This is a genomic window from Pseudomonas sp. NFACC25 (assembly GCF_900100935.1).
Classification (GTDB): Bacteria; Pseudomonadota; Gammaproteobacteria; order Pseudomonadales; family Pseudomonadaceae; genus Aquipseudomonas; species Aquipseudomonas marginalis.
In genome coordinates this window covers 363,443-388,127 of record NZ_FMUC01000005.1, presented here as the reverse complement: position 1 = coordinate 388,127, position 24,685 = coordinate 363,443, and the positions used below count along the sequence as shown (strand labels likewise).

Below are 24,685 nucleotides of genomic sequence, written 5' to 3'. Positions count from 1 at the left end.
GGCGCTAAGCTAATGGCAGGTTGACGTAAACGTCAAGGACCGCTGCGCAGCCCATCGGGGCAAGCCCCCTGCCACAGGGGGCGCTCTTCGGCCTCAGGCCTGTTGCTTATCCAGCTTCTTCTCATGGGCGGTGACTTGCTGGCACAACTCGATCATCTGCTCGCGCATCCAGCGGTTGGCCGGGTCCTGGTCGGTGCTTTCGTGCCAGTACAGGTGGGTTTCCACCGGTGGCACGTCATTGACCGGCAGGTTGAACCAATGCAGTTCATGGCGGCGGGCGAAACGTTCGGGCACGGTCATGACCATGTCGGTCTGCTGCAACACTTGCGAGGCCATCAGGTAATGCTGGGAGCGCAGGGCGATCTTGCGCTGGATGCCCATCTTGCCCAGGGCCAGGTCGACATGGCCCAAGCCGTTGCGGCGGCTGGAGATATGGATATGGGTCAGCGACAGGTAGTCATCCAGGGTGAACTTGTCCTTGCCCGCCATGGGATGGCCCTTGCGCATGGCGCACACGTAGCGGTCTTCCATCAGCTTGACGTGGCGTACCTGCGGGTCGGTGTTGAGCGGCGCGTCCACGGCAAAATCCAGGCGCCCGGCCGCCAGTTCCTTGGTGGTCTCGCGGCGTTTGGACAGGAAACTCTCGATCACCACGGTGGGCGCCAGGCGGCGCAGGCGTTGGAACAGCAGCGGCAGAATCACCGCTTCGGTGAGGTCGGTCATGCTGATGCGGTAGGTCTTGGCCGCCTGCTGCGGGTTGAAGATGCGGCTTTCCTGCACCGACACCCGCAGCAACGACAGCGCATTGCGCACCGGGCCGATGATGTTCTGCGCCATCGGCGTGGGCACCATGCCTTGGGCGGTGCGCACGAACAGCGGGTCGTTGAACGTCTCGCGCAGGCGCGCCAGGGCGTTGGACACCGCCGGCTGGGTGATGCCGACAATCTGCCCGGCGCGGGTCAGGTTGGCTTCGGTGTAGATCGCGTCGAAGACGATAAAGAGGTTGAGGTCGACCTTGCTCAGATTCATTTCGTTGCGCTCTTATTGTTAGTTGGCCATACGTCGATCATATATCGGTGATGAATGTTAATACACGCCGAGAATAGGCTAGGTAAATTATCAACGCTGTTCTAGCATCGATTGCATGACCTAAACAACCTCTCAAAGAAGGGAGCTGCTCATGGATTTCGCCTATTCGCCCAAGGTTCAGGAACTGCGTGAACGTGTTACAGCGTTCATGGACGCTTACGTTTACCCGGCCGAGCCGGTGTTCGAACGCCAGGTCAGCGAAGGCGACCGCTGGCAGCCCACCGCCATCATGGAAGAGCTGAAGGCCCGGGCGAAAGCCGAAGGCCTGTGGAACCTGTTCCTGCCCGAGTCCGAACTGGGCGCCGGCCTGACCAACCTTGAATACGCCCCCCTGGCCGAGATCATGGGCCGCTCGCTGCTGGGCCCGGAGCCGTTCAATTGCTCCGCCCCCGACACCGGCAACATGGAAGTGCTGGTGCGCTACGCCAACGAAGAGCAGAAACAACGCTGGCTCGAACCGCTGCTGCGCGGCGAGATCCGTTCGGCCTTCGCCATGACCGAGCCCGATGTCGCCTCTTCGGACGCCACCAACATGGCCGCCCGCGCCGAGCGCCAGGGCGACGAGTGGGTGATCAACGGCAAGAAATGGTGGACCTCCGGCGCCTGCGACCCGCGCTGCAAGATCCTGATCTTCATGGGCCTGAGCAACCCGGATGCACCGCGCCACCAGCAGCACTCGATGATCCTGGTGCCGGTGGACGCCCCTGGGGTAAAAATCGTACGCCCGCTGCCGGTGTTCGGCTACGACGACGCGCCCCACGGCCACGCCGAAGTGCTGTTCGACAATGTCCGCGTGCCTTACGAAAACGTACTGCTGGGTGAAGGCCGAGGCTTCGAGATTGCCCAAGGCCGCCTTGGCCCAGGCCGTATCCACCACTGCATGCGCTCCATCGGCATGGCCGAGCGCGCGCTGGAACTGATGTGCAAACGCTCCGTCAGCCGCACCGCGTTCGGCAAGCCTTTGGCGCGCCTGGGCGGCAATATCGACAAGATCGCCGACTCACGCATGGAAATCGACATGGCGCGCCTGCTGACCTTGAAAGCGGCGTACATGATGGACACCGTGGGCAATAAAGTGGCGAAAAGTGAAATCGCCCAGATCAAGGTGGTGGCGCCGAACGTGGCGTTGAAGGTGATCGACCGCGCGATCCAGATCCACGGCGGCGCCGGCGTCTCCAACGACTTCCCGCTGGCCTACATGTACGCCATGCAACGCACCCTGCGCCTGGCTGACGGCCCGGACGAAGTGCACCGCGCGGCCATCGGCAAGTTCGAGATCGGCAAGTATGTGCCTAAGGAGTTGATGCGCGGCGGGCAGTAACACCGCGTCGCCTGAATCGGGGGCAAGCCTCCTCCCACACTTTGAATGTATTCCCAAATCAAAATGTGGGAGGGGGCTTGCCCCCGATGAGGCCGGATCAGGCCCTGAAGATCCAGCAGCCCTCAGTAAACCCAAACCTCCACGCGCCGATTCTTGATCCGCCCCTCATCCGCCGTATTCGCCGCCACCGGCATCTGTGCGCCAAAGCCGCGAATATCGCGCAATACCACGCCATTCTTGACCAACTCCCGGCGCACCGCCATCGCCCGCAGCTTCGAGAGCAGCGCGGCCCGTTGCGGGTCATTCTTGGCATCGCCGAATCCCACCAGCGTTACCTGCTTGTCGAGTTGGTGGTGGCGCTTTATATAGGCCACGACGCGCTGCACGTCCTGGCGCGCCTTGTTGTCCAGGCTGGCGCTGCCTTCCTCGAAGCGAAAATTCACGCTCAAACGCTGGGCGTCACGGGCAATCGCCTGGTAGTCGTCGGGCATCGAAGGGCGCGGCTCCACCGTCATCGCCTGCACCTGCTGCGCAATAAACCCATTGGCCGCCACAATCGCCTGGCCTTTGCTGCTCTGGGCAAAGTCCACCAGGGCCTTGGCCCACGGGTTGCTGGAGGAGGGCGGCAGGTAGAAGAACAGCCGGCGAGACAGCGGGTAATCCTCGGTGGCAATCAGGCTGTTCAACGGCAACATCGGTTGCGAGTCGCCATCGACAATCGCCACCGCCTTGGCCTGGCGCACGTAAGGCAAGCCGATAAAACCGATGCCCTGGGGATCCCGGCTCACCGCATCGGACAACGCTTCGCTGGACTCGAAGCGCTTGGCGGACGCGGCCAGGGGCTTGCCGCGCAGGCGCAGCACCAGGTCCTTGAAGGTGTCATAGGTGCCGGATTGGTCATCCCGCGCGTACAGATGAATGGTTCCGCCGATCCCGCCCAATGCTTCCCAGGTGTTGATTTCGCCGTTGAAAATCTGCGCCAGTTGCTCGGTGTTCAACGTATTCAGCGGGTTGCGCGGGTTGAGGATAATGGCCAGGCCGTCGATGGCGATCACCTGTTCGGCCTCGGGGCTTTTCAGGTCGCCGAGCGCTTCGAGGTCCACCAGTTCGCTGTCTTTTATTGGCCGGGACGAGGCGGCCAGGTCGGCGCTGGCGTTTTTCAGCGCGACAAACCCCGTGCTGGAACCATGGGCCGCCACCTCGACGGTCACCGTCCTGCCCTGGCGCGTCTTGCCGATCACGCGCTGTTCATTGGTGCCCTCGGCCGGTTCGCTGTGCACCGCCTGCAGGCCCTGATGCTCCATCAACCCCTTGACCAGCGCGGGCCCCAGCGCCGCGCCAATGGTGTTGGAACCCTGGATGCGCAAAGCCGGGCCTTGGTCGGGAACGGGGAGGGGGGCAGCCACGACGCAGAGGGACAACGCGCTACACAACAGGAACAGAACGCGCAGCATCATGCCGGCACCTTCTCAAGCCAAAGGGAGTGCCGCGAGATTAAGTCACTTGGATTTCAATAATGTGACTGACAGTCAGCTTATCTGTTACTGATACACCGCGATCGGGGGCAAGCCCCCTCCCACATTTGGCCCGAGTACAGTCAGGGGGATCAGCTGAGTTCGAGCCAGATCGGCGCATGGTCAGACGGTTTCTCCAAGCCCCGCAGGTCGTAATCCACCCCGGCATCCTTGACTCGTGGCAACAAGCCATTGGAGGCCATGATCACGTCAATGCGCAGCCCACGCTTGGGCTCATCCTCGAACCCACGGCTGCGGTAGTCGAACCAGCTGAAACGGTCGGCCACCTCGGGGTTGAGGTGGCGGAAACTGTCCACCAGGCCCCAGTTCTTCAGGCGCGCCATCCACTCGCGCTCTTCGGGCAGGAAGCTGCACTTGCCGGTTTTCAGCCAGCGCTTGGCGTTGTCGGCGCCGATGCCAATGTCGCAGTCCTCCGGGGAAATGTTCACATCGCCCATCACCACCAGGGCCTGGTCGTTGCTGAACTGGCTTTCCAGCAGGTGCTGCAAATCTGCGTAGAAGCGCTGCTTGGCGGGGAACTTGGTCGGGTGGTCGCGGCTTTCACCTTGTGGGAAATAGCCGTTCATGATGGTCACCGGCTGGCCGTTTTCATCGGCGAAGGTGCCCCAGATAAAACGGCGCTGGGCGTCTTCTTCATCGCTGGCAAAGCCCTTGTGCACGCTCAAGGCTTCTTTGCGCGAGAGCAGCGCTACACCGTAGTGGCCTTTTTGCCCGTGGTAGTACACGTGATAGCCCAGGGCCTGCACTTCGGCCAGGGGGAACTGGTCGTCGTGGACCTTGGTTTCCTGCAGGCCGATGACGTCGGGTTGGTGTTTTTCAATCAGTGCCGCCAGCTGATGAGGGCGGGCGCGCAGCCCGTTGATATTGAAGGAGACGATTTTCATGGTCGGCGGTCCAGTCTGGCAAAAGGGCGATGCTAGCGGACAAGTCGGACGGGGGCCAGCGTGGCGGTAGGACAGATGCACTGCTAATGTCTGGGAACGACTGGTGCTGCGTAGGTTCGTACCCATAAGAACGCCATCTATTGAGTGGCGCCCAGGGAGATTGACTGTATGACTGACACTGCCATTGGCGAAGTTCGCCTGCTCAACAGCGGCTACTCCCGCGAAGCACGCTCGCTGCTGTACCAGGCCTATCGGCATGAGCCGACGTTTGCCTACATCTTCGAGGCGGAACGCGCAGGTTATGAACAGCGGGTACGTGCCACCGTGCGCGAACTGGTCAAGCAGCATTTCTTCCAGAAACTTCCCGCCATCGGCCTGTTCGTCAACGACCGCCTGATCGGCATCGCGCTGATCGCGCCCCCGCAGCGGCGCCTGGGGATTACCGAAAGCTGGGCCTGGCAATTGCGCATGTGGCTGAGCACCGGCGTGCGCGGCACCCGGCGCTACCTGGACTACCACTATGCGGTGATGGCCTGCCTGCCCAACGAATCGGTGCATGTGTTGCCGCTGCTGGGCATTCATCCGCAATTCCAGGGCAAGCACTACGGTGAACAGCTGCTGGAGGCGGTACACAATTGGTGCGCGGAAGACCCGCACTCGTCCGGTGTGGTGTTGGACACGGGGAATTCGCGCTATCTGGAGTTCTACAAACGCCAGGGCTATGAGGAGATCGGCGAAGTGGCGGTAGGACCGATTCTGGAGCACGTATTTTTCCACCCCAATCCGCAGGTGTTACATGCTGCAACGGCTTAGCGCAGAATTTTTCAGAATCCTCTGAGTTCTAAGTTTCTCCCCAGCTCGTGTAGCATCCGCGCCTATGAAGTTTCCAGGAAGATTTACCAGCGGCTTGGTTCTGCTGTTCACAAGCTGCGGCGCATTCGCGCAAAGCGAATTGGACGTGCGGATCAAGCCAAAAAACGACGCGTTGAAAGCCAACATCGAAGGCTATATCGGCGGGGTGGGCGAGCGTGATGAAGACGCCTTGCTGCGGTTCAGCCGTGGGGCCGAAGAGCAGGCGCGCAAAGCCGCCCAGGCTTTAGGTTTCTATCAGCCCCGGATCGAAAGCGATGTGAAGGGCGGCAAGAACCCGCGCCTGATCCTCACCATCGACCCCGGCGAACCGGTGCATCTGCGCAACGTGACCATTCGGGTCGACGGCCCGGCCGCGGACCTCAAGGCCTTTCGCGTACCCGCCAGCGACGACCTCAAATCCGGCGCCGTGCTCAACCACGGCCACTACGAAGACGCCAAGCGTCTGATCCAGAACCAGGCCTCGCGCTACGGCTTTTTCAGCGGGCGCTTCACTCACCAGAAACTCTCGGTAGACCCCCAGGCCGGTGTCGCCGATATCGAACTCATCTATGACAGCGGCCCGCGCTACACCTTGGGCAAGGTCAGCTTTGCCGGCGATACGCCGTTTGACGAAGAGCTGCTGCAACGCATGGTGCCGTTTAAAAGTGGCGCCCCCTACGATTCCGAACTGATCGCCGAACTCAACCAGAACCTGCAAGCCAGCGGCTTTTTCGAAGGCGTGCGCGTCGACGCCGCACCCGCGGCTTCGGCCAATGACGTGATCCCGGTGGCCGTCAACCTGGAGACCCGCAAGCCACGCACCATGGGCCTGGGCCTGGGTTTCTCCACCGACGTCGGCCCGCGCGGCAAGGCCAACTGGACGCGCCACTGGGTCAATCCCCAGGGCCACAGCTATGGCTGGGAAGCCGAGTTGTCGGCGCCACGGCAGAACGTCGGGTTGTGGTACGACATCCCGCTGGACCCGCCGCTCACCGATAAACTGCGTTTCGCCGGCGGTTACCAGAATGAAGAAATCGCCAACACCGACACCTTGAGTAAATTGCTCACCCTCGGGCCCGAATGGCACAGCAAGTTGCCCAGTGGCTGGACCCGGGTGATCTCGCTCAAATACCAGCGCGAAGAATACCGCCTGGGCAATGACTCGGGCCTCAGTAACCTGGTGATGCCGGGTGTGAGTTATTCCTACCTGCGCAGCGATAACCGCATCGACCCCCATAACGGCTACCGCCTGCAATTCGACAGCAAGGTGGCGAAGGAGGGACTGGGCTCCGACACCAACCTGTTGTACGGCACGGCCATGGTCAAGGGCCTGACCACCCTGTGGGACAACCACCGCTTCCTGGCGCGGGCCCAGGTCGGCGGCAGTGCCACTAATGGCTACAAGTCGGTGCCGCCGTCGCTGCGGTTCTTCGCCGGTGGCGACCAGAGCGTGCGCGGCTACGAGTACCAGACCCTGTCGCCGGAGAATGACCGGGGCGACCGTATCGGCGGCCGCTACATGGTGGCCCTGAGTGCCGAGTATCAATATTCCATCGCCGAAAAATGGCGGATTGCGACCTTTATCGACCAGGGCAACTCGTTCAACTCCCTGGAGTTGCCCAGCTTGAAGACTGGTGTGGGTGTCGGCATCCGCTGGGTCTCGCCGGTCGGGCCGATCCGCCTGGACCTGGCCCACGCCCTGGAAGACCCGGGCGGCGTTCGATTGCACTTTTCCATGGGGCCTGAGCTGTGATGCGTGGTGTGAAAATAGCGGGGCTGGCCGTGTTGGCCACCCTTGTCGTGCTGTTGCTGGCCCTGTGGGCGGTCCTCGGCACCCAGGCGGGCAGTCGCTGGGCGCTGGAGCGTGTACCGGGTTTGAGCGTAGAGAATTTCCACGGCCGTCTGGGCGGCCAGTGGCGCGCCGATCATCTGCTGTGGGCGCAGGACGGCAGTCGCGTCGAACTTGATGCGCCGACGTTTGACTGGTCGCCGGCGTGCCTGTTGCGCATGACCCTGTGCATCAATCGCCTGGATGTGGAGCAAGTCCGCCTGGACGTTGCGCCGAGCACTGAAGAGAGCAGTGGGCCGATTCAATTGCCCGACCTGAAGCTGCCCGTTTCCATTCAGTTGGGCGACGTTCGTGTCGGCAGCCTGCTGCTTAACGGCAGCGAACAACTCAAGGGCCTGCAACTGGCCGCGCACTGGACCGCCGCCGGCATGCAGATTGACGCGGTGCACCTGCAACGGGACGGCCTGGTGCTGGACCTGAACGGCCTGTTGCAACCCAGCGGCGACTGGCCGCTGACCGCCAGCGGCAACCTGAGCCTGCCCTACGCCCCCGGCGGCGCGCCGTGGACGGTGGCGCTCAAGGTCGAGGGCGACCTGCTCAAGACCCTCAGGCTCGACGCCGACAGCAGCGGCTACCTGCCGGCCAAACTCAAGGGCGAGCTGCAACCCCTGGTGGACAACCTCCCGGTCCAGTTGCACCTCACTGGCGATGGCTTCAAACCCAGCGCCGATCTGCCCGACACCCTGCAACTCAATCAACTGGACCTCACCGCCAAGGGCGACCTGGGCAGCGGCTACCAACTGCTGGGCAAGGCTGTGCTGCCGGCGGAAAAAGGCCCGGTGGACCTGCTGCTGCAAGGCAAGGTCGACGCCAACGGCGCACAGATCGCCGGCCTGGACCTGAATGCCGGCGACAAACAAAGCCTCAAGCTCACGGCGCAGTTGGACTGGCAACAAGGCTTCAGCGCCGAGGCCAAGATCGACTGGCTGGACTTTCCCTGGCATCGCCTCTACCCGCTGATCGACGAGCCACAGGTGGTGTTGCGCACCTTCAACGGTGAGGTTTCCTACAAAGAAGGCAACTACCTCGGCAACCTCAAGGCCGACCTCGACGGCCCGGCCGGCAAATTCAATCTGGTCACGCCGTTCAGTGGCGACCTTACGCAAGTCTTCCTGCCGGAGCTGAAACTGACCGCCGGCCAAGGCAAGGCCGAAGGGCATCTGAACCTGCAATTTGCCGATGGGATTGCCTGGGATACCGCGCTGGACCTGTCGGCGCTGAACCCGGCGTACTGGGTGGCGGAGTTGCCGGGCACGCTGGCCGGCCCCTTGCGCAGCAAAGGTGAATTCAAAAACGAACAGCTCAAGCTCAACGCCGACCTCGACCTCAAGGGCCGCCTGCGTGGGCAAACCGCCGTGCTGGCGGCCAAGGCCGAAGGCGCGGGCGAGCAATGGACCCTGGCCAACCTGGATGTCCGCCTGGGCGACAACCGCATCAACGGCAGCGGCAGCCTGCAGCAACGCCTGGCCGGGCAGATCGACATCAAGCTGGCGCGCCTGGCCCAGCTGTGGCCGCAATTGCGTGGGCAGGTCAATGGCCGACTCGATGTGGCCGGCAGCCTCAAGGCGCCCCAAGGCCAACTCGACCTCAAGGGCCAGCAACTGGCGTTCGCCGATAATCGCCTGCAAAGCCTGAGCCTGGGCGCGACCCTGGACAGTGCCCAGCGCGGGAAAATCGACCTCAAGGGCAGCGGCATTCAAAGCGGTGACACCCAGGTGGGCACGCTCACCGCCAGCGCCCAGGGCGATATCAGGAACCAGAAGGTCCAACTCGACCTGGCCGGCCCCTTGGTCAAGCTGGCTCTGGCCTTGGACGGCAACCTCGACAAAGGCAACTGGCGCGGTCGCCTGGCCAGTGGCGATGTGCAGGCGGGTGGCCAGGACTGGAAGCTGCAGGCGCCGGCAAAAATCGAGCGCATGGCCGACGGCAAGCTGACTTTTGCGGCCCACTGCTGGGTCTCCGGTGCGGCCAGCCTGTGCGGTGAAGACCAGCGCCTGATGCCCGAACCCAAATTGCGCTACCACCTCAAGCAATTCCCCATCGACAGCCTGGCGGCGTTTCTGCCCAAGGACTTCGCCTGGCAGGGCAAGCTCAACGCCGACGTCCAACTGGACCTGCCCGACAGCGGCCCCAAAGGCGTGGTCGCGGTGGATGCCAGCGGCGGTACCCTGCGGGTCAAGGACAAGGACCAGTGGCTGGATTTCCCCTACGACACCCTCACGCTGGAAACCACCCTCAACCCCAAGCGTATCGACACCCAGTTGAACTTCCGAGGCGGCAAGCTCGGCGAGTTGATGTTGCAGGCGCAGATCAACCCATTGCCGAAAAACAAGCCGATCAGCGGCAATTTCAGCCTGACCGGGCTGGATCTCGCCGTGGCGCGGCCGTTTGTGCCGATGGTCGAGAAACTCAGCGGCAAGCTCAACGGCAGCGGCCGGATCGCCGGTGGCCTGCTGGCGCCGCAGGTCAACGGCAACGTCAACCTGGTGGGCGGTGAAGTCTCCGGGCCAGAGCTGCCCATCAGCCTTGAAGGCCTGAACGTGCAGGCGCTGATTGCCGGTGAAAGTGTGCAATTGAATGGCGCATGGCGCAGTGGCAAGGCCGGGCAGGGCAGCCTCAAGGGCCAGGTCGACTGGGGCCAGGCCCTGGTGGTGGACCTCAGCCTGCAAGGCTCGCAACTGCCGGTCACGGTGGAGCCCTATGCGGTGCTCGAAGTGGCCCCGGACCTGAAGATCAGCCTGAAGAACGACAAACTGGCGATTGCCGGCAAGGTGCGGATCCCCCGCGGTGACATCACCGTGCGCGAACTGCCGCCGTCCACCGTCAAGGTCTCGGATGACACCGTGATCGTCGGCAGCCAGACCGAAGAGGGCACGCCACCGATGGCCATGGCCATGGATATCGACGTGGCGGTGGGCGAAGACCAGCTCAACTTCTCGGGCTTCGGCCTCACCGCCAAGGTGCAGGGCCATGTGCACATCGGCGACAACATGGACACCCGTGGCGAGTTGTGGCTCAACGACGGTCGCTACCGCGCCTATGGCCAGCGCCTGGATGTGCGCCGCGCACGCCTGCTGTTCGCCGGGCCGCTCGACCAGCCGTACCTGGATATCGAAGCGATCCGCAAGACCGACGATGTAGTCGCCGGTATCCGCCTCAGCGGCAGCGCCGAGCAGCCCACCACGCAGATCTTCTCGGAACCGGCCATGAGCCAGGAACAGGCGCTGTCCTACCTGGTGCTGGGCCGTCCGCTGAGCTCCACCGGCGAAGACAACAACATGCTCGCCCAGGCCGCCCTCGGCCTTGGCCTGATGGGCAGCGCCGGGGTCACCTCGGATCTTGCCAACAAACTGGGGATTCGCGACTTCGACCTCGACACCCAGGGCAGCGGCAATAATACGGCCGTGGTGGCCAGCGGCAAGATCACCGAGAAACTCAGCCTGCGTTACGGGGTAGGGGTGTTCGAACCGGCCAGCACCATTGCCTTGCGCTACCTGCTGAGCAAGAAGGTGTACCTGGAAGTGGCGAGTGGCGTGGCCAGTTCCCTCGACATCTTCTATAAGCGCGATTTCTAGATCCTTTCGCGGTACAAAATGTGGGAGGGGGCTTGCCCCCGATAGCAGTCGTTCAGTCAACACATCATTGACTGACCCAACGCTATCGGGGGCAAGCCCCCTCCCACATTAGCAAGCAAGCTAATTATTCCATTTGACTTTCTCTGCCTAGGCAGTAACATCTCGTCATACATTCACTGCCTAGGCAGTAATAAGGTGACTTCCGATGCCCCACTTCACCCCTGAAAACTTCCACAACTGCCACCTCGGGCTGTTGCTGGGCCGTGCGGCGCTCCTCAAGGACCGCATCATCGACACCCACATGGAACCCCACGGCATCACGGCCGCGCAGTTCAAGGTGCTGATCATCATGGCCCAGTTCGGCGTCGACACCCCGGCCGAGCTGTGCCGCAACCTGTCCCTGGACAGCGGTTCGATGACCCGCATGCTCGACCGCCTCGAGCAGAAAGGCCTGCTGGACCGCAAACGCTCCGAGCAGGACCGCCGCCAGGTCCAGTTGGTGCTGACTGCCGACGGCCAGCGCCTGGCAGACATGCTGCCGCACATAGGCGCCCAGGCGTTGAACCAACTGGCGGGCGTACTTGAGGCTGGCGAGCTGGAAACCCTGGAACGGATTCTCAAGAAAATTCTGATAGCTGCCGGTGATCCCATCACCCTGCAGCGGGTAGGTAAAGCATGAACACACGTGCCCTTTGCCTGGTGCTCGTGGCCATGAGCATGGCCGGTTGCGCCAACTACAGCGGCCTCGACACCCAGGGCCGGCGCCTCGACGCCAACACCTTGCAGACCGGTAAATCCCTGAGCGGGGTGACCCTGTCGAGTGCCGCCTGGCCCAGCGCCGACTGGTGGAAAAACCTCGGCGACCCGCAGCTCGACGGTTTGATCCAGGAAGCCCTGCAAAACAGCCCCGACATGCAAGTCGCCAGCGCCCGTGCCCATCAGGCCGAAGCCGCCGCCTATGCCGCGAATGCCGCACGCATGCCGACCCTGGATGCCAGCGCCGGCGTGAGCCGTTCACGCCTGGCCAAGGACCAGGACCCGCGCGGCGAGGGCGATGCCTACTCGACCGTGCGTAATATCGGCGCCAGCTTCAATTACAACTTCGACCTCTGGGGTGGCCAGCGCGCCGCCTGGGAAGCCGCGCTGGGCCAGGCCCGCGCCGCCGAAGTCGACCAACAGGCCGCGCGCCTGACCCTCGCTGCCGATGTGGCCAAGGCCTACAGCGACCTGGGCCAGGCGCACATCGTGCGCGACCTGGCCGGCGATGACCTCAAGCGCACCCGGCAAATGCTCGACCTGAGCAAGCGCCGCCTCGCTGCGGGCATCGACAGCCAGTACCAGTACCAGCAGACCGAAAGCCTGGAAGCCAGCTCCCAGTCGCAATTGATCGATGCCGACAAGCAACTGCAGAGCGCCAAGATCGCCCTCGCCGTATTGCTCGGCAAAGGCCCGGACCGAGGCGGCGAACTGGCCCGTCCGAATGTGCTCAAGCCCGCCGCTGTCGCCGTGCCTTCGGTGTTGCCCGCCGAGCTGCTGGGCCGTCGCCCGGACCTGATCGCCGCGCGCTGGCGAGTCGAGGCCGCGAGCAAGGACATCGCCGCCAGCAAGACGCGCTTCTACCCCAACCTCAACCTCAGCGCGAGCGCCGGGGCCGAGTCGTTGCTGGGGGATGCGATGTTCGGCTCGGCCAGCCGCTTCTTCAACATTGCGCCGACGATCTCGCTGCCGATCTTCGATGGCGGCCGCCTGCGCGCCGACCTCGATGCGCGCGATGCCGACTACGACCTGGCCGTGGCCCAGTACAACAAGACCCTGGTGCAGGCCTTGGGCGATATCGGCAACACCCTTTCGCAACTGCGCGAAACCGGTCGGCAGATCCAGGCCCAGCAACACGCCACGGACATTGCCCAGCAGTCCTACGACACCGTGGTCCAGCGCTACGGCTCAGGGGTCGGTAACTACCTGGACGTGCTCAGCATCGAGCAGCAATTGCTGCAGGCCCAGCGTCAGCTGGCGACCCTGAATGCCGGGCAAATCGATCTGTCGATTCAATTGATGCAGGCCCTGGGTGGCGGATACAGCGCCGACAACGTGGCGTCGACCACCCCAGCCACCCGCACGGAATAATTTGAGGTATTTGTCATGGCCACTGCCGAAAACACCACCGCTACAGAACAACCCAAAGACAACAACCCACGCAAACGCAAGGTCATGCTGATCGGCCTCGCGCTGATCGTCATCCTCGGTGTCGTGGGCGTATGGGGCTGGTATGAATTCTACGGGCGCTTCAACGAGAGCACCGACGACGCCTATGTGAACGGCAACGTGGTGGAAATCACCCCGCTGGTCACCGGCACCGTGGTCAGCATCGGCGCGGACGATGGCGACCTGGTCCACGAAGGCCAGGTGCTGATCAACTTCGACCCCAACGACGCCGCCGTCGGCCTGCAAAGTGCCCAGGCCAACCTGGCCCGCACCGTGCGCCAGGTGCGGGGCTTGTACAGCAACGTCGATGGCATGAAAGCCCAGGTCAACGCACAGAAAGCCGATGTGCAAACTGCCCAGGACAACTTCAATCGTCGCAAGACCCTGGCCCAGGGCGGCGCGATTTCCCAGGAAGAACTGTCCCACGCCCGTGACAGCCTGACCGCTGCGAAAAACGCGCTGACCAACCTTGAGCAGCAACTCAAGACCAGCAATGCGCTGGTGGATGACACCGTGATCTCGTCCCACCCGGACGTGCAGGCCGCCGCCGCGCAACTGCGCCAGGCCTACCTGGCCAATGCGCGCAGCACCTTGATCGCGCCGGTCACCGGCTACGTGGCCAAGCGCACCGTGCAACTGGGCCAGCGCGTGCAGCCGGGTACGGCGTTGATGGCGGTGATCCCGCTGAACCAGCTGTGGATCGACGCCAACTTCAAGGAAACCCAACTGCGCGACATGCGCATTGGCCAGCCGGTGGACATCGAGTCGGACATCTACGGCAGCGACGTGAAATTCAGCGGCACCGTGGATAGCCTTGGCGCCGGCACCGGCAGTGCGTTTGCCCTGCTGCCGGCGCAGAACGCCACCGGTAACTGGATCAAGATCGTGCAACGGGTGCCGGTACGCATCCACATCAATGCCGAAGAACTGGCCAAGCACCCGCTGCGGGTCGGCCTGAGCACTGTCGTCAATGTCGACCTGCATGACCAGAGCGGCCCGGTGCTGGCGCAACAGGCGCCGCAGAAGGCGACCTTCACCACCAACGTGTACGACCGCCAATTGGCCGAGGCTGACGCCATGATCACCGAGTTGATCCATGCCAACAGCATCGCCGCGCCCAAGGCTGTGCAGCGCTGATGAGCAATAACGCCTCCTTCACGCCGCCCAGCCTGTTGATGGCCACCATTGGCCTGTCGCTGGCGACCTTTATGCAGGTGCTCGACACCACCATCGCCAACGTGGCCTTGCCGACCATTTCCGGCAACCTCGGCGTGAGTTCGGAGCAGGGCACCTGGGTGATCACCTCGTTTGCGGTGAGCAACGCCATCGCCTTGCCGCTGACCGGTTGGTTGAGCCGGCGGTTTGGCGAAGTGAAGCTGTTCCTGTGGGCCACCATGCTGTTTGTGCTGGCCTCGTTCCTCTGTGGTATTTCCACTTCGATGCCCGAGTTGATCGGCTTTCGGGTGCTGCAAGGCCTGGTGGCCGGGCCGTTGTACCCGATGACCCAGACCCTGCTGATCGCGGTCTACCCGCCGGCGAGGCGTGGCATGGCCCTGGCGTTGCTGGCGATGGTCACGGTGGTGGCGCCGATTGCAGGGCCGATCCTCGGTGGCTGGATCACTGACAGCTACAGCTGGCCGTGGATCTTCTTTATCAACGTCCCCATCGGCATCTTTGCGGTGATGGTGGTGCGTGCGCAATTGAAGAAGCGCCCGGTGACCACCAGCTACCAGCCGATGGATTATGTCGGGCTGTTGAGCCTGATTGTGGGCGTCGGCGCGCTGCAGATCATCCTCGACAAGGGCAACGACCTGGACTGGTTCGAATCCAACTTCATCATTGTGGGCGCGGCGATTTCGGTGATTGCCCTGGCGGTGTTCATCATCTGGGAAATGACCGACAAGCACCCGGTGGTCAACCTGCGGCTGTTTGCCTACCGTAACTTTCGCATCGGCACGATTGTGTTGATCCTCGGCTACGCGGGCTTCTTCGGCATCAACCTGATCCTGCCGCAGTGGCTGCAAACCCAGATGGGCTACACCGCCACCTGGGCCGGCCTGGCGGTGGCGCCGATCGGCATCCTGCCGGTGCTGATGTCACCGTTCGTGGGCAAGTACGCGCACAAGTTCGACCTGCGCCTGCTGGCGGGCCTGGCGTTCCTGGCGATCGGCTTGAGCTGCTTTATGCGCGCGGGCTTCACCAATGAGGTGGACTTCACCCACATTGCCCTGGTGCAGTTGTTCATGGGCATCGGCGTGGCGCTGTTCTTCATGCCGACCTTGAGCATCCTGATGTCCGACCTGCCACCGCACCAGATTGCCGACGGCGCCGGTCTTGCGACCTTTCTGCGGACCCTGGGCGGCAGCTTTGCGGCCTCGCTGACCACCTGGATCTGGATCCGCCGGGCGGACCAGCACCATGCGTACATGAGCGAGAACATGACCACCTATGACTCGGCCACCCGCGACGCGCTGCAGGCGCTCGGTGGGGCAGGGCACAAGGCCTACGCGCAACTGGACCAGATCCTCACCAGCCAGGCGTACATGATGTCCACCGTGGATTACTTCACGTTGCTGGGGTGGATGTTCATGGGGTTGATGCTGCTGGTATGGCTGGCGAAGCCGCCGTTTACCGCAAAAGCGGGGCCGGCTGCTTCGGGGCACTGATTGGCAAAGACTGAAATGCAATCAAGTGTGGGAGGGGGCAAGCCTCCTCCCACATTTGATCTCTGTTTACATTGGATCAGTGGTGTTTGAGGATCAGGCGCCAGGCAACGCCAGCTGCGGATTGACGAAGTCAAACGCCGCCAACTGAAAGCCTTGCTCGTCCGCCTGCAACGCCCAGCCCTGCTTGTCCCAATCCCCCAGCACAATGCGCTTGGCCGCCTGGTCGCCAATCTGCAGTTTATGGATCGCCGGGCGATGCGTGTGGCCGTGGACCAGGGTGCGCACGCCGAACTGCTGCATCACCCGCGGCACTTCCTCGGGCGTGACATCGACAATGTCGTTGGCCTTCATGCGCGTTTGCGCACGGCTTTCACTGCGCAGCTTGCGCGCCAGCCGATGGCGGGTGCGCAACGGCAGGTGACGCAGGATAAACAGCACGATGGGATTACGCAGGATGCGCCGCAGCTTCATGTAGCCAAGGTCGCGGGTGCAGAGGCTGTCGCCGTGCATCAACAGCACGGGTTCGCCTGCGAGCTGCACGACACTCGGGTCCTTGAGCAAGGTGGCGCCTGCCGCTTTGCAGAACGCCTTGCCGAGCAGGAAGTCGCGGTTGCCATGCATGATAAAAATCGGGGTACCGCTGTCGCTCAGCTCGCGCAGAGCCTCGCAGATCGAACGCTGGAAGGGCGTCATCCCATCGTCGCCAATCCAGGCTTCAAAGAAGTCCCCCAGAATGTACAACGCCTGGGCGCCACGGGCGCGGTTGTGGAGCAGATCCAGAAACGCCCGGGTAATGTCCGGGCGCTCCTCTTCCAGATGCAAATCTGAAATCAGTAATATCACTCAACGATCTCGGCTTTCTCGACGATCACGTCTTCGACCGGAACGTCCTGGTGACCGGCCTTGGAGGTGGTCGACACGCCTTTGATCTTGTCGACTACGTCCTGGCCTTCGGTGACTTTACCGAACACGGCGTAGCCCCAGCCCTGTACGTTCTTGCCGCTGTGGTTCAGGAAGGTATTGTCGGCCACGTTGATAAAGAACTGCGCGGAGGCCGAATGCGGCTCCATGGTACGGGCCATGGCGACGGTGTACTTGTCGTTGGAAAGGCCGTTGTCCGCTTCGTTCTGGATGCTTGGGCGCTTGTCTTTCTTTTCTTTCATGCCAGGCTCGAAACCGCCGCCCTGGACCATGAAGTTACCGATGACACGGTGGAACACCGTGTTTTCGTAGTGGCCGGCCTTAACGTACTCGATGAAGTTGGCGACGGTGATCGGCGCTTTCTCGGCGTTCAGCTCGATGACGATGTCACCGTGGTTGGTGGTCAGTTTGACTTGAGTCATGTTCACTACTCTTTTCAGGGAATTCGTGGGTTTGGACGCCTGGGGCGCCTTACCTGTCTGGCTAAACGGCGGCCAAGGCGCGCAGTTTAGCGTGCCCGGCAGGAATTTCGAGGTGGTTTTTTACCGCCCGGTTAATTAAAGCAGCAGTTTTTGGTCGTGACCTGTCAGTGTCTTGACAGCATCAGCTATGATATCGCCTTTGTTTTATCTGGCCCCAACCGGCCACGAACCTGTCTGTTCAAGGATCCTATGAGCAAGCCCACTGTCGACCCTACCTCGAATTCCAAGGCCGGACCTGCCGTCCCGGTCAATTTCCTGCGCCCGATCATCCAGGCGGACCTGGATTCGGGCAAGCACACGCAGATCGTCACCCGCTTCCCGCCAGAGCCCAACGGCTACCTGCACATCGGTCACGCCAAGTCGATCTGTGTGAACTTCGGCCTGGCCCAGGAGTTCGGTGGCGTCACGCACCTGCGTTTCGACGACACCAACCCGGCCAAGGAAGACCAGGAATACATCGACGCCATCGAAAGCGACATCAAGTGGCTGGGCTTCGAATGGTCCGGTGAAGTGCGCTATGCCTCCAAATACTTCGACCAGCTGTTCGACTGGGCCGTCGAGCTGATCAAGGCCGGCAAGGCCTACGTCGACGACCTGACCCCCGAGCAGGCCAAGGAATACCGTGGCACCCTGACCGAACCGGGCAAGAACAGCCCGTTCCGCGACCGTTCGGTAGAAGAGAACCTCGACTGGTTCGCCCGCATGCGCGCCGGTGAGTTCCCGGACGGCGCCCGCGTGCTGCGCGCCAAGATCGACATGGCCTCGCCGAACATGAACCTGCGCGACCCGATCATGTACCGCATCCGCCACGCCCATCACCACCAGACCGGCGACAAGTGGTGCATCTACCCGAACTACGACTTCACCCACGGTCAGTCGGACGCCATCGAAGGCATCACCCACTCCATCTGCACCCTGGAGTTCGAGAGCCATCGCCCGCTGTACGAATGGTTCCTCGACAGCCTGCCGGTCCCGGCGCACCCGCGTCAGTACGAATTCAGCCGCCTGAACCTCAACTACACCATCACCAGCAAGCGCAAGCTCAAGCAACTGGTGGATGAAAAGCACGTCAATGGCTGGGACGACCCACGCATGTCGACCCTGTCGGGCTTCCGCCGCCGTGGCTACACCCCGGCGTCGATCCGCAACTTCTGCGAGATGGTCGGCACCAACCGCTCAGACGGTGTGGTCGACTACGGCATGCTCGAGTTCAGCATCCGCCAGGACCTCGACGCGAACGCGCCACGGGCCATGTGCGTGCTGCGTCCGTTGAAAGTCGTGATCACCAACTACCCGCAAGACAAGGTCGACCACCTCGAACTGCCGCGTCATCCGCAGAACGAAGCACTCGGCGTGCGCAAGCTGCCGTTCGCCCGTGAAATCTACATCGACCGCGATGACTTCATGGAAGAGCCGCCAAAAGGCTACAAGCGCCTGGAGCCCAACGGCGAAGTGCGCCTGCGCGGCAGCTACGTGATCCGCGCCGACGAAGCGATCAAGGACGCCGAGGGCAACATCGTCGAACTGCGTTGCTCCTATGACCCGGAAACCCTGGGCAAGAACCCGGAAGGCCGCAAGGTCAAGGGCGTGATCCACTGGGTGCCGGCCGCTGCCAGCATCGAGTGCGAAGTGCGCCTGTACGATCGCCTGTTCCGTTCGCCGAATCCTGAAAAGGCCGAAGACAGCGCCAGTTTCCTCGACAACATCAACCCTGACTCCCTGCAAGTGCTCACCGGTTGTCGTGCCGAACCCTCTTTGGGCGACGCACAGCCGGAAGACCGTTTCCAGTTCGAGCGCGAAGGCTACTTCTGCGCGGATATCAAGGACTCGAAACCTGGTCAGCCGGTATTCAACCGTACCGTGACCTTGCGTGATTCGTGGGGCCAGTGATTCTGTCTTAAGGAACTGTCGTGCTAACGATCTACAACACACTCAGCAAGACCAAAGAAGTCTTCAAGCCGCTGGATGGCAACAAGGTGCGCATGTACGTGTGCGGGATGACCGTGTACGACTACTGCCACATCGGTCACGGCCGCAGCATGGTTGCCTTCGACCTGGTGACCCGCTGGTTGCGTTTCAGCGGCTATGACTTGACCTATGTGCGCAACATCACCGACATCGACGACAAGATCATCAACCGCGCCAACGAGAACGGCGAGTCGTTCGACGCGCTGACCGAGCGCATGATCGCCGCCATGCACGAGGACGAGGCGCGCCTCAACATCCTCAAGCCGGACATGGAACCGCGTGCCACGGACCACATCCCCGGCATGCACGCCATGATCCAGACCCTGATCGACAAGGGTTACGCCTACGCTCCTGGCAACGGTGACGTGTACTACCGCGTCGCCAAGTTCATGGGCTACGGCAAGCTGTCGCGCAAGAAAATCGAAGACCTGCGCATCGGCGCGCGCATCGAAGTCGACGAAGCCAAGCAGGATCCGCTCGACTTCGTGCTGTGGAAAGGCACCAAGCCCGGCGAGCCGAGCTGGGAATCGCCATGGGGCGCCGGGCGTCCGGGCTGGCACATCGAATGCTCGGTGATGTCCACCTGCTGCCTGGGCGAGACCTTCGACATTCATGGCGGCGGCAGCGACCTCGAGTTCCCGCACCACGAAAACGAAATCGCCCAGAGCGAAGCCGCCACCGGCAAGACCTACGCCAACGCCTGGATGCACTGCGGCATGATCCGCATCAATGGCGAGAAGATGTCCAAGTCCTTGAACAACTTCTTTACCATCCGCGACGTGCTGGAAAAGTACCACCCGGAAGTGGTGCGTTACCTGCTGGTGTCCAGCCACTACCGCAGCGCCATCAACTATTCGGAAGACAACCTCAAGGACGCCAAGGGCGCCCTGGAGCGGTTCTACCACGCGTTGAAAGGCCTGCCATCCGTGGCGCCGGCCGGCGGCGAAGCGTTCGTGGCACGCTTCACCGAAGTGATGAACGACGACTTCGGCACACCGGAAGCCTGCGCCGTGCTGTTCGAGATGGTGCGTGAGATCAACCGCCTGCGCGAGAGCGATCTTGACGCAGCGGCGGGTCTGGCGGCTCGCCTGAAAGAACTGGCCAGTGTGCTGGGCGTGCTGCAGATGGAGGCCGACGACTTCCTGCAAGCCGGCGCCGAAGGGCGTGTGGATGCGGCTGAGGTGGATGCGTTGATCCAGGCGCGTTTGGCTGCGCGTACCAACAAGGACTGGGCGGAGTCCGACCGTATCCGTGACCAACTGACCGCGATGGGTGTGGTGTTGGAGGACGGGAAGGGCGGGACGACGTGGCGGTTGGCTGATTAGGCTTGATCGGTCAACGCTGAACAAAAAACGCCCCGACTGGTTCGGGGCGTTTTTTTTGCATGCCGGTTTAACGGCTCACTCGATCCATTGTGGGAGCGAGCAAGCCCGCTCCCACATTTTTTACCGTGTCCACTTTGCGAATTCTTCGGTTTCCACCGAACATGCTGGCTGATACACCGCCATCGCCGGCAAGCCAGCTCCTACAGTTTTTAGCGCGGCCGTTTCATTGCGTCGTTATCTACGCCTGACGTAGTCCACCCATTCGTACTCAAGGCCCTCGTGCTGTCGGACGCCATGGCGGCAGACCTCAACGAACTCATCCTTAAAACTCGGAAACCTGGCTTCACCCTCGTGATCATCGTTGAACAGGGGTCAGGTACAGCCTGTCCACAAAGTGTATCGCTTGGTCATAAAGCTCTGGCCCGCCACCGATATGAATTTCCTCGGGGGTGTAGAGGGCTGCGCGTTCTAGTGCCGCTGCCAGGGATTGGTAGGCGATAGCGTGCTCGTGCACATAGTCAGGGTTTCTGGACAGCACGATGTTGGGCCGATCGGCCAATGGCCTACCGCTGAGTGCAATGACCGACTCGAAGGTTTTTCGGCCCATGATGACCGGTTTGCCAATCGTCTTGGCAGCGAATCTGCGCAGATCATCCGGCACCATCGCAACAGCCCGCCGGCTTTGCCGATGGAGCGATTACGGCTGCCTATGCCTGCGACCAATGCAAGGGGGTGGGTTCATGGTCTGTTCCTTCAGAGAAATCCATTATTGCGCGGCGTGAGCGCCTGACATTACTTGATACCGACTTTGCACAAAACCATTGTCCGACACGTAGGTGCCAATATGCTGCAGCTTCCGCTCACTGCCAACCTGGCTGAACAGTGGAATGCCTTGCCCCAGCAAAACCGGGATACGCGTAATGATCAGCTCATTGACCAGGCCCGCGTCAAGAAACGCCTGGATCGTCTGGCCACCGTCGATATAGAGGTGCTTCATACCGCGTTCGGCTAACGTTGCCACGAGTGAGGTGACGTCTGCTGCCATGACCTCGACCTTGCCCTCCAGATGCGCAGGGATCTGCAGAGGCTGATGGGAGAGTGCAATGACGGGAGTGCCCTCGTAGGGCCAATCCGGAAAGGACAAGACTTTCTCCAGGGTTTTGCGACCCATTACCAGTGCATCGACCGTGGCGATGAAGCGTTCATAGGTCACGCCGTTCAGCTCGGCGGTTTCGTATTCCGGTCGGTGCAACCATTCGATATCACCGTCTGGACGGGCAATAAAGCCGTCGATGCTGGTTGCGATAAAAACGGAACAGTGGATATCCATGGCGAAAACTCCTTTTAGTGCGCTTTGACGCTAATATTCATTTAATCCTCGGGTGCCACAACCGGGCGTCTGAGAAACAGTCTGATGCCCCTTTCTACCGTGCGAGGATGTATGCGAAGTTGGTTGATCCGTTACCGTTACGCAATCATTTTCTGGATATGCTTCGGTGTTTTCCGTACCTCCCTGGCCGACTGGAATCCGATTCCCTCCGGCTCCATGCGCCCAACCCTGCTGGAAGGCGATGTGGTGCTGGTCAATCGCGTAGCGTATGACCTCAAGGTCCCGCTCACGGATATTTCCCTGGCCCACCTCGATAACCCCCAGCGCGGCGATGTGGTGACGTTTTCGTCACCCAAGGATGGCATGCGCCTGATCAAGCGGATTGTCGGCGTTCCCGGCGACACCCTGGAAATGCGCGATGAAGTGCTGTGGGTCAACGGTACCCCAGCCACCTACAGTGATGCGCAGGACATCAGCGAGCCAATTGTCCCAGGTCATACGGTACCGGGGATCAAGCTGAACGAATTGGCCGCCAACCGCCAGCGTACGGTGCAGTTCATGCCGACGGTGCGGGCGATGCGCAATTTCGCACCAGTGGTGGTGCCGGCCGACAGCTATTTCATGCTGGGGGATAACCGCGATAACAGCGATGACTCGCGATACATCGGCTTTGTGCCACGTCGGCTGTTGATCGGGCGGGCGCATCATGTGCTGGCATCGGCGCAGATCCTGGAGCATTGGATGCCACGCCTGAACAGATTTGGCGCGCCGATCCTGTAGGCGCTGGCTTGCCAGCGATTGCTGTATGTCAGTTGCATCCACAGCGACCGACACGCAGCCATCGCCGGCAAGCCGGTTCCTACCGTTCGACGTGTGACGCGGCCCCCTGAATCCAGGCACTTACTTTTTGGTGAGCCCATCACCTTTTTGTGCGTTCTTGTGGGCTGTCCATCTCGTTCTTATCCTGCGGTCTTCGTTTACCCAGGAGTAGGTTTCATGAGTTTTGATCTCGGACTAAAAGGCCTTCGTGCACTGGTCACCGGTGGCACCAAAGGTATTGGCGCGGCCGTGGTGACGGTGTTGCATGAACAAGGCGCGCAAGTGATTTCGGTCGCGCGTTCGGCGGCGGATTCGACGCTTGAAGGCGTGCATTTCATCGCTGCCGACCTGGGCACTGCCGCGGGTTGTGCGAGCGTGACCGAGGCGGTGAAGGATCGGTTTGGTGGGGTGGATATCATCGTCAATGTGCTCGGCGGCTCCAGTGCGCCGGGTGGTGGTTTTGCGGTACTGGACGATGAGCAGTGGGCGAGTGCGCTGGGCCAGAACCTGATGGCGGCGGTGCGGTTGGATCGGGCGTTGTTGCCGGGGATGATCGAGCGTCGGGCAGGGGTGATTATTCATGTCACGTCGATCCAGCGAGAGTTGCCGTTGCCGGAGTCGACCACAGCGTATGCCGCTGCAAAGGCGGCGTTGGCGACGTATAGCAAGAGCCTGTCGAAAGAAGTGACGCCCAAGGGCATTCGGGTGGTACGGGTTTCTCCAGGCTGGGTGGAGACTGACGCGGCGGTGGCGCTGGCGGAGCGTCTGGCGGAGCAGGCGGGGACGGATTACGAGGGCGGCAAGCAGATCATCATGCAGGCGCTCGGCGGCATTCCGCTTGGACGGCCGGCCAAGCCCCAGGAGGTGGCTGACTTGATCGCCTTCCTGGTCTCGCCCCGCGCCGCGTCGATCAGCGGGACCGAGTACGTGATCGATGGCGGTACCGTTCCCACGGTTTAAGTCGTCGGCTTGGCAGCCTGCCATTTGAGCAGGCCATCCAGCACCGGGCACAGGCTCTGGCCCCACTCGGTCATGCGGTATTCCACTTTGGGTGGCACCACCGGATAGACCGTGCGCTGTACCAGCCCATCGGCTTCGAGCTGGCGCAATTGTTGGGCCAGCATCTTCTGCGAGATATCCGGGATCAGCCGCTCAAGGTCCGAATAACGTTGCACCTGGCCGCCGAACAGATGGAACAGGATGATCAGCTTCCACCGCCCGCCAAGCCAGGCGAGGGTGGTTTCGACGTCGGCGGCAGCGGTGGCAGGGGTGTAGGTTTTACTCATCGCATACGTCCTTGGACATTTCGGTCATTTGCCATTTGTTTTGACGCCGCCCGAATCCTGGCTTTAGATAGTCGCCACGACCAAACCCACGATGAAACTGGCGGTGATTCAAATGGATTGTATTTTCTGCAGCATTGTTCAAAAGACCTCCCCAGCGCACATTCTGTGGGAAGACGACCAGCATATGGCGTTTCTTTCGATCTTTCCCAACACACCGGGTTTCAGCGTGGTAATCCCCAAGCAGCACTACGGCAGCTATGCGTTTGCGCAGTCGGATGAGGTGTTGGCCGGGCTCGCGGTCGCGGCGAAGAAAACCGCGCTGCAGATTGATCGGGCGTTTCCGGATGTGGCGCGCACCGGGATGATGCTGGAAGGCTACGGCGTGGATCACCTGCATGCGAAGTTGTTTCCCATGCATGGGACAGGGTCGGACAGTGCGTTCAAACCGATCAGTTCAAAGGTGGACAAGTTTTTTGAAACGTATGAGGGCTACATTTCGTCCCACGATTTTGTGCGGGCGGATGATGGGGAACTGGCGCAATTGGCCGCGCATATCCGATCGCTCGCCTGATGTCCAA

Annotated in this window: 21 protein-coding genes; 13 read left to right on the top strand and 8 right to left on the bottom strand. The window is 61.8% G+C overall.

Annotated elements, in window-relative coordinates; translation table 11 throughout:
* Positions 1 to 93: 93 nt before the first annotated feature.
* The gene (locus tag BLQ09_RS15350) at positions 94 to 1,029 is read right to left on the bottom strand and encodes a LysR family transcriptional regulator (protein ID WP_027606275.1); all 936 of its coding nucleotides are present in this window, start codon (positions 1,027 to 1,029) and stop codon (positions 94 to 96) included.
* Between the two features lie 151 nt (positions 1,030 to 1,180).
* On the opposite strand from BLQ09_RS15350, the gene BLQ09_RS15345 reads away from it, so the two are divergent.
* Positions 1,181 to 2,410 carry an acyl-CoA dehydrogenase gene (locus BLQ09_RS15345; protein ID WP_027606276.1) on the top strand — a complete coding sequence of 410 codons (1,230 nt, stop codon included), beginning with the start codon at positions 1,181 to 1,183 and terminating at the stop codon, positions 2,408 to 2,410.
* Between the two features lie 122 nt (positions 2,411 to 2,532).
* Here the strand turns inward: BLQ09_RS15345 and BLQ09_RS15340 are convergent, their stop codons facing one another.
* Together BLQ09_RS15340 and xthA are read right to left on the bottom strand one after the other, a co-directional pair.
* Positions 2,533 to 3,867 carry a substrate-binding domain-containing protein gene (locus BLQ09_RS15340; RefSeq protein WP_092357652.1) on the bottom strand — a complete coding sequence of 445 codons (1,335 nt, stop codon included), beginning with the start codon at positions 3,865 to 3,867 and terminating at the stop codon, positions 2,533 to 2,535.
* A 149-nt stretch (positions 3,868 to 4,016) separates the two neighbouring features.
* Positions 4,017 to 4,829, bottom strand: a complete 813-nt coding sequence (gene xthA, locus BLQ09_RS15335; protein WP_027606278.1) for an exodeoxyribonuclease III — start codon at positions 4,827 to 4,829, stop codon at positions 4,017 to 4,019.
* A 168-nt stretch (positions 4,830 to 4,997) separates the two neighbouring features.
* On the opposite strand from xthA, the gene BLQ09_RS15330 reads away from it, so the two are divergent.
* The 7 genes from BLQ09_RS15330 (at position 4,998) to BLQ09_RS15300 (ending at position 15,976) form a co-directional block, all read left to right on the top strand.
* Complete coding sequence (locus BLQ09_RS15330; protein WP_027606279.1) at positions 4,998 to 5,642, top strand: GNAT family N-acetyltransferase; 645 nt, start codon at positions 4,998 to 5,000, stop codon at positions 5,640 to 5,642.
* A gap of 64 nt (positions 5,643 to 5,706) precedes the next feature.
* Positions 5,707 to 7,434 (top strand): autotransporter assembly complex protein TamA, encoded by a 1,728-nt coding sequence (locus tag BLQ09_RS15325; RefSeq protein ID WP_027606280.1) that lies wholly within the window; start codon positions 5,707 to 5,709, stop codon positions 7,432 to 7,434.
* Positions 7,434 to 11,105, top strand: coding sequence for a translocation/assembly module TamB domain-containing protein (locus BLQ09_RS15320; protein WP_092357650.1), 3,672 nt, complete (start codon positions 7,434 to 7,436; stop codon positions 11,103 to 11,105). The genes BLQ09_RS15325 and BLQ09_RS15320 overlap by 1 nt, the downstream gene beginning before the upstream one ends.
* Positions 11,106 to 11,310: 205 nt before the next feature.
* Positions 11,311 to 11,784, top strand: coding sequence for a MarR family winged helix-turn-helix transcriptional regulator (locus BLQ09_RS15315; RefSeq protein WP_027606282.1), 474 nt, complete (start codon positions 11,311 to 11,313; stop codon positions 11,782 to 11,784).
* Positions 11,781 to 13,232 carry an efflux transporter outer membrane subunit gene (locus BLQ09_RS15310; protein ID WP_027606283.1) on the top strand — a complete coding sequence of 484 codons (1,452 nt, stop codon included), beginning with the start codon at positions 11,781 to 11,783 and terminating at the stop codon, positions 13,230 to 13,232. Before BLQ09_RS15315 ends, BLQ09_RS15310 begins: the two co-directional genes overlap by 4 nt.
* Before the next feature lie 15 nt (positions 13,233 to 13,247).
* Positions 13,248 to 14,447: an HlyD/EmrA/EmrK family protein gene (locus tag BLQ09_RS15305; protein WP_027606284.1), complete on the top strand. Its 1,200-nt coding sequence runs from the start codon at positions 13,248 to 13,250 to the stop codon at positions 14,445 to 14,447.
* The gene (locus tag BLQ09_RS15300; RefSeq protein ID WP_092357648.1) at positions 14,447 to 15,976 is read left to right on the top strand and encodes a DHA2 family efflux MFS transporter permease subunit; all 1,530 of its coding nucleotides are present in this window, start codon (positions 14,447 to 14,449) and stop codon (positions 15,974 to 15,976) included. Before BLQ09_RS15305 ends, BLQ09_RS15300 begins: the two co-directional genes overlap by 1 nt.
* 93 nt (positions 15,977 to 16,069) lie before the next feature.
* Here the strand turns inward: BLQ09_RS15300 and lpxH are convergent, their stop codons facing one another.
* Complete coding sequence (gene lpxH / locus BLQ09_RS15295) at positions 16,070 to 16,819, bottom strand: UDP-2,3-diacylglucosamine diphosphatase (protein ID WP_027606286.1); 750 nt, start codon at positions 16,817 to 16,819, stop codon at positions 16,070 to 16,072.
* Entirely contained in the window at positions 16,816 to 17,319 is a 504-nt protein-coding gene (locus BLQ09_RS15290) for a peptidylprolyl isomerase (protein WP_027606287.1), read from the bottom strand. Before BLQ09_RS15290 ends, lpxH begins: the two co-directional genes overlap by 4 nt.
* A gap of 249 nt (positions 17,320 to 17,568) precedes the next feature.
* Here BLQ09_RS15290 and BLQ09_RS15285 point away from each other — a divergent pair, with 249 nt between their 5' ends.
* Together BLQ09_RS15285 and cysS are read left to right on the top strand one after the other, a co-directional pair.
* Positions 17,569 to 19,269 (top strand): glutamine--tRNA ligase/YqeY domain fusion protein, encoded by a 1,701-nt coding sequence (locus BLQ09_RS15285; RefSeq protein WP_027606288.1) that lies wholly within the window; start codon positions 17,569 to 17,571, stop codon positions 19,267 to 19,269.
* A 20-nt stretch (positions 19,270 to 19,289) separates the two neighbouring features.
* Complete coding sequence (gene cysS / locus BLQ09_RS15280; protein WP_092357646.1) at positions 19,290 to 20,672, top strand: cysteine--tRNA ligase; 1,383 nt, start codon at positions 19,290 to 19,292, stop codon at positions 20,670 to 20,672.
* Between the two features lie 355 nt (positions 20,673 to 21,027).
* Here cysS and BLQ09_RS15275 read toward each other — a convergent pair whose 3' ends face one another.
* Entirely contained in the window at positions 21,028 to 21,336 is a 309-nt protein-coding gene (locus tag BLQ09_RS15275) for a dihydrofolate reductase (protein WP_092357644.1), read from the bottom strand.
* A gap of 102 nt (positions 21,337 to 21,438) precedes the next feature.
* Complete coding sequence (locus BLQ09_RS15270) at positions 21,439 to 22,002, bottom strand: dihydrofolate reductase family protein (RefSeq protein WP_092357642.1); 564 nt, start codon at positions 22,000 to 22,002, stop codon at positions 21,439 to 21,441.
* A gap of 111 nt (positions 22,003 to 22,113) precedes the next feature.
* On the opposite strand from BLQ09_RS15270, the gene lepB reads away from it, so the two are divergent.
* On the top strand, positions 22,114 to 22,782 hold the full coding sequence (gene lepB, locus BLQ09_RS15265) for a signal peptidase I (RefSeq protein ID WP_065940102.1): 669 nt from the start codon (positions 22,114 to 22,116) through the stop codon (positions 22,780 to 22,782).
* A 216-nt stretch (positions 22,783 to 22,998) separates the two neighbouring features.
* Positions 22,999 to 23,781, top strand: a complete 783-nt coding sequence (locus tag BLQ09_RS15260) for an SDR family oxidoreductase (protein ID WP_065940101.1) — start codon at positions 22,999 to 23,001, stop codon at positions 23,779 to 23,781.
* Here the strand turns inward: BLQ09_RS15260 and BLQ09_RS15255 are convergent.
* Positions 23,778 to 24,107: a winged helix-turn-helix transcriptional regulator gene (locus BLQ09_RS15255; protein WP_065940100.1), complete on the bottom strand. Its 330-nt coding sequence runs from the start codon at positions 24,105 to 24,107 to the stop codon at positions 23,778 to 23,780. The genes BLQ09_RS15260 and BLQ09_RS15255 overlap by 4 nt on opposite strands.
* Before the next feature lie 112 nt (positions 24,108 to 24,219).
* Here BLQ09_RS15255 and BLQ09_RS15250 point away from each other — a divergent pair, with 112 nt between their 5' ends.
* Complete coding sequence (locus tag BLQ09_RS15250; protein WP_065940422.1) at positions 24,220 to 24,678, top strand: HIT family protein; 459 nt, start codon at positions 24,220 to 24,222, stop codon at positions 24,676 to 24,678.
* Positions 24,679 to 24,685 lie beyond the last annotated feature (7 nt).